This is a genomic window from Bradyrhizobium sp., from assembly GCF_017881085.1.
Classification (GTDB): domain Bacteria; phylum Pseudomonadota; class Alphaproteobacteria; order Rhizobiales; family Xanthobacteraceae; genus Bradyrhizobium.
On the sequence record NZ_JADGRI010000347.1, the window covers coordinates 1 to 5,406 of the forward strand.

The window sequence follows — 5,406 nt, forward strand, 5'->3', positions numbered from 1 at the left end:
CCCGCCAGATTGCGCGCGGCGGTGAAGATCACTTCACCCCAACGCCCGGCAAAACGCTGGCCGCGGCCGCTGGCGCCGGCCTGGATGATGACGGGATGGCCCTGGCTGGAGCGCGGCACCGTGAACGGCCCGCGCGACTTGTAGAACTGGCCGCTATGGTCGAGACGTTTGACCTTGGTCGGATCGGCGAAGCGGCCGCTTTTCTTGTCGATCAGGAGCGAACCGTCTTCCCAGGAATCCCAGTGGCCGAGCACCACTTCCATGAATTCGTCGGCGCGGTCGTAGCGGAAATCGTGGTCGAGATGGGCGTCCTTGCCCATGTTGTGGGCTTCGCCGTCGTTGACCGATGTCACCACGTTCCAGGCGGCGCGGCCGCCGGTCATCAGATCGAGCGTGGCGAAGCGGCGGGCGACGTCGAACGGTTCGTAATAGGTGGTCGAGCAGGTCGAGGCGAGGCCGAGCTTTTCGGTCGCCATCCCCATCGCCGTCAGCACGATGACGGGATCCATCTTCACGCAGCGGATGCCGTATTCGACGGTATGGGCGTGGTCATCGCCGTAGCGATCGGGCATCGCCAGCCGGTCGTCGAAGAATGCCATGTGGAATTTGCCGGATTCCAGAATCCGGCCGATCTCCTGATAGTAATCCGCCGACATCGAATCGTCGCGCGATTCCGGGTGGCGCCAGGAACTCGGCAGGTTGGTGCAGTTCTGCGCCTGCAGGAAGCCGACCAATACCATTTGCCGTGTCATGCTGCTCTCCCTGTGCCGGCCGAATGCGGGGTCAGGTCAGACCGAGTTCGGCGGTCAATTTGTATTCGCCCGCGAGTGCGCGCAATTTGTCCCAGGTCGCGTCTTCGATATCGATGCCGGACGCCCTGCGCTGCTGCTCCCTGAGATATTCGACCTCGCCCGGATAGAACACGCCGGTCGAGCCCTCCGACGGCGGCGTCGCTTTGAGATAGCGCGCGAACTCGGCGACCTCTTTCTTGAAATCCTTGAGCGGACGGAACGCGGCGACGTTGAACACCGCCATGAAGCAGCCGTCATTGTGCCGGCCGGTCGGCTCGACGCCGAAGCCCAGGCCGGTGAGCAGCCCGCAGAGCACCTCGACCATCGCGGCGAGACCGCTTCCCTTGTAGCCTTCGGTGCCGCCGAGCGGCAGCAGCGCGCCCCCATTGCGGAATTGCCTGGGATCGGTGGTCTGGCGTCCTTCGCTGTCGACGATCCACCCGGTCGGAATTTCCTCGCCGCGCGCGGCCGCGAGCTGGATCTTTCCGGCCGCCACCGCCGACGTCGCCATGTCCAGATAGAAGGGCGCCTCGAGATCCGACGGCACCGCGATCGAGATCGGATTGGTGCCGAGCCGCGCCTCGCGGCCGCCGAACGGCGCGACATGTTTCGGTGAACGGCCGGAATCGGCGGTGGCGATGCCGATCATGCCCTCGCGCATCGCCATCATGGGATAGGCGGCGAGCCGACCGACATGGCTCTGGCGGAACACCGTGCAAGCCGCGACGTTGGCGGTCTTCGCCTTCTCGATCGTCAGCGCCATCGCCTTGGCGTTGACGTGGAAGCCAAAACCCCAATGGCCGTCGATCACGGTCGTGGTCGGGGATTCCCGTACGATCGTCCATTTCGCGCCGGGCACGATATGCCCGACCTTGATGCGGTCGATATAGGTCGGGATCGCGATCACGCCGTGCGAATCATGGCCGGCGAGGTTGGCGTTGACGCAGCCGACGGCGACGGCATTGGCTTCCTCCCCCGACGCACCCGCCGCTCGAAGCAGCGCCGCGCCAATGCGCGTGAGACGGTCGGCCTGCACCAGCGGCATGGGTTTCCTCAAGGTTATAAGCCCGCGCGGGAGCGGGTCTTGCTTGTTGTCACCGGTCGCATGGTCTCAAAGCCGTCGCCCGTTAGCAATGACTTCAAGCCAAAGTGTTGGGTGCAATGCAATCGCCGCATCCCGGCTGCCCCCCGGTGACCCGCATTGCGGCGGGCGATCGCGTCGCTCCTTGAACCGTAATTCTTCGGAGTTTCTCCCCTTGTCATTCGTACCGCATTTACCCTGAATCGCGACTTATTCCGGTCCATAACGGCCATTTAGGCGTCATCCGTGCAAATTCCCCCTGGCTGGCAAGAATTGCCAAAGGGGGAGCTAACAACTTTGGAGACAGACATCGCGCGTACGTTTGCGGCGTTGAGTGCAACCAACGAAGCGATCCTGTATGCGAAATCACCGGAGGAGCTATATCGGCAGGTCTGCGAAGCCGCGTTTTCCAGCGGGGACTTCCTGGCGACGGCAATCTTTTTGCTGGAACCCGGCACCAATATGCTCCGGTTTGCGGCCGGCTTCGGCGAAGATACCGTACGGCTGCGCGGAATCGATATTTCGACCGTGGCGAACACGCCTGAGGGCTCCGGGGTGTGCGGGCAAGCCTTTCGGGACCAAAAGGTGATCCTCAGCAACGATTTCCTGAACGACACGCGTTCGCTGGCCTGGCGAGAGGGCGCACGTGAGGCGCACGTCGGCGCGGCAGTGGCGTTGCCCTTGACTTGCAACGGTCGCTGCGTCGGCGTTCTGCTCGTCACCCGGCACCAAGCCGGGTCGCTGAACGAGCAGATCGTCTCGCTTCTCGAGCGCATGTCGGCGAACATTTCATATGCGCTCGACAATTTCGAACACGAGGCTGCGCGCAAGAGCGGCGAGCGAGCCATGCGAAGGCTGAACCGGATGTTCGGCGCCATAAGCGCCACCAATGAAGCAATTCTTCGCGCCAAGACGGCGCAGGAACTCCACCAGCTTGTTTGCGATGCCGCCGTCCACAGCGGAAAATCCGTTGCCGCGGTAGTCCTGCTTGCGGAGCCGGATTCGATCTGGCTGAAGCCGGTTGCCGGTACCGGTGAAATTGTCGAACTGATCACCCGGACGCGCTTCTCGATCGATCCGGACAATGTCTACGGCACCGGCGTGTGCGGCAACGCATTTCGAACGCAGAAGCCTTGCGTCAACGACGACATCCTCAATTCGGCGCAGGGCCGGCCGTGGCAGCAGATGGGACGCCAGACCGGCGTCGTGGCTTGCGTCGCGCTTCCGCTGATCAAGGCCGGCAAGAGCGTCGGCGTATGGATGTTCTTTGTGAGCAGATCCTGGGCTGCGGATGAAGAGATTGTCGCGCTGCTTGCGCGAATGGCGGAGAATGTCTCGTTCGCACTCGATAACTTCGACCGTGCCGACGAAAAGGCGAAGACAGAGGAACAAAAGGAACGGCTAACGCGAATGTTCGCGGCCCTCAGCGCGACCAACGAAGCAATCATGCGAGCCAAATCCCGCACGGAGTTGTTCGAACTTGTATGCGTGGCCGCGTCGGACGGCGGCAAGTTCACCTCCACGACGATCGCGATGGCCAATCCCGGCAGCGATTTCCTCGACAACGTCGCCGCAGCCGGACCGACCGCGAATACGACGCGAAACGTCAGGCTTTCGATCTGCGCCGATCGTCCCGAGGGACGCGGGCTCGCCGGCACCGCTTTCCGCACGCGGCAGGCCTGCATCGCCAATGACTATCTGAGCGACCAGCGCGTTAGTGTTTTCCATGCCATTGTTCGTGGCGACGGGGCAAGATCAGGCGCCGCATTTCCATTGCTGGTTCGCGGGCAGGCGGTCGGCGTCATGATTTATTTGTCCGCCGAAAAAGACACGTTTACGCCCGAATTCGCCGAACTCTTGCAACGGCTGGCCGACAACGTGTCGTTCGCCCTCGAGAACTTCGACCGCGCGGACGAAAAAACCAAGGCCGACGAGCGTATCGAATACCTCGCGACGCACGATAGCCTGACGAATCTCCCCAACCGGGAAACGTTCAACGAATTGCTCCACTACGCGATCGAGGCGGCGCACCGCCACCAGCGGCATTTTGCACTGCTTTTCATCGATCTCGACCGGTTCAAGGTCATCAACGATTCGCTTGGACATGACGCCGGCGACATCTTGCTGGTTGAGATAGCCGGTCGGCTGCGTCAATCGCTGCGTTCGAGCGACGTCGTGGCGCGGCTCGGCGGGGACGAATTCGTCGTCATTCTCGAGGAAGCCGCGGAGAACGATGACGTCGAATGCGTCGCCGGCAACCTGTTGTCCGTTCTCAGCCAGCCATTGCAACTGAGCGGCCATGAGTGCCACACCACGGCCAGCATCGGTATCGCGATGTATCCTTCCGATGGCGCCGATGTGCAGACGCTGACCAAGAATGCCGACATGGCGATGTACCTCGCCAAGGAAGAAGGCAAGAACGGCTTCCGCTTCTTCACCAGGGAAATCAAAACCCAGTCGATCGAGCGCCTGACGCTGGAAGTCGCCCTGCGCCGTGCCCTCGACCGCGATCAATTCGCGCTGCATTATCAGCCGAAAGTCGATATGGCGACCGGGCAGATAACCGGCGTCGAGGCACTGTTGCGCTGGACTCATCCCGATCTCGGCGTGCTGCCGCCCATGCAATTCATACCGCTCGCCGAAGAAACCGGCTTGATCGTTCCGATCGGCCGTTGGGTGTTGAAGGAAGCCTGCGCGCAAAATATGGCCTGGCAGCGTCGCGGGCTGGAGCCGATATCGATGGCCGTCAATCTCTCGCCGAGGCAATTCGCCGATGACCGCCTGTTGCAGGATATCGACGAGGCGCTGGCGGCAAGTGGCATGTCTCCAGTGTTGCTGCAACTGGAGGTTACCGAAAGCATGGTGATGCGGAACGTCCCCCGGGCGGTCAAAGTGCTCGACTCGATCCAGAGCCGCGGCATCCGGCTTGCGATCGATGACTTTGGAACGGGCTATTCGTCGATGTCCCTGATGAAGCAGTTCCCGATCGACACCATCAAGATCGACCGCTCATTTGTTCGCGACCTGCCCAATGATTCCGAGGATCAGGCCATCGCACAGGCGATCATCAGCATGGGCAAGGCACTGGGGATGAAGGTCGTTGCCGAAGGCGTAGAGACTACCGAGCAGGAAAGGTTCCTGCGCAACCACGCCTGCGATGAAATGCAAGGTTACCTGTTCAGCAAGCCGCTTCCGTCACAACAATTGACCGCCCTACTTGGCTCCGCGCCTCTAAGGGTGGCTCCACCGCTTCAGCCTGCAGCGGAAGGTCCCCCTGGAAAAACCGCACGGCAGCCAAAGCGCAAAGATGCCGCGGCGGGGCGCTGATAGCTAGGCCGGGTCCGAATGGCCTGCATGGCCGGGAAAACCGCCGGGCCAGGGCAGCGATGTCTGGTCAGCCAGGCTCTTGAGAAAGACCTCCGCGCCATCCGCGAGCGTGGAGCCATCGGGCAATTCGAGTCGGGCGCACCAGTCGGCCGGCATCGGTTGCCGCACGCAAACCACCTCAAGCGCCGGTCCCCACCACCATGCCGG

Annotated in this window: 3 protein-coding genes and 1 pseudogene; 1 reads left to right on the forward strand and 3 read right to left on the reverse strand. The window is 62.2% G+C overall.

What is annotated here, in order from left to right; all coding sequences use genetic code 11:
* The coding region (locus tag QZ213_RS24050) for an NtaA/DmoA family FMN-dependent monooxygenase (protein WP_291688577.1) at positions 1-752 on the reverse strand (752 nt) is incomplete at its 3' end.
* Positions 753-783: 31 nt separating this feature from the next.
* Positions 784-1,836, reverse strand: a complete 1,053-nt coding sequence (locus tag QZ213_RS24055) for an Ldh family oxidoreductase (RefSeq protein WP_291688578.1) — start codon at positions 1,834-1,836, stop codon at positions 784-786.
* A 333-nt stretch (positions 1,837-2,169) separates the two neighbouring features.
* Here QZ213_RS24055 and QZ213_RS24060 point away from each other — a divergent pair, with 333 nt between their 5' ends.
* Complete coding sequence (locus QZ213_RS24060; RefSeq protein ID WP_291688579.1) at positions 2,170-5,199, forward strand: EAL domain-containing protein; 3,030 nt, start codon at positions 2,170-2,172, stop codon at positions 5,197-5,199.
* Positions 5,200-5,202: 3 nt separating this feature from the next.
* Here the strand turns inward: QZ213_RS24060 and QZ213_RS24065 are convergent.
* Positions 5,203-5,406 (reverse strand): annotated as a pseudogene (locus tag QZ213_RS24065) (hypothetical protein); the annotation flags it as partial.

Bases quoted from the DNA above. Each gene is read 5' to 3' on its own strand.
- QZ213_RS24055 (WP_291688578.1), bottom strand. From the start codon at position 1,836: ATGCCGCTGGTGCAGGCCGACCGTCTCACGCGCATTGGCGCGGCGCTG.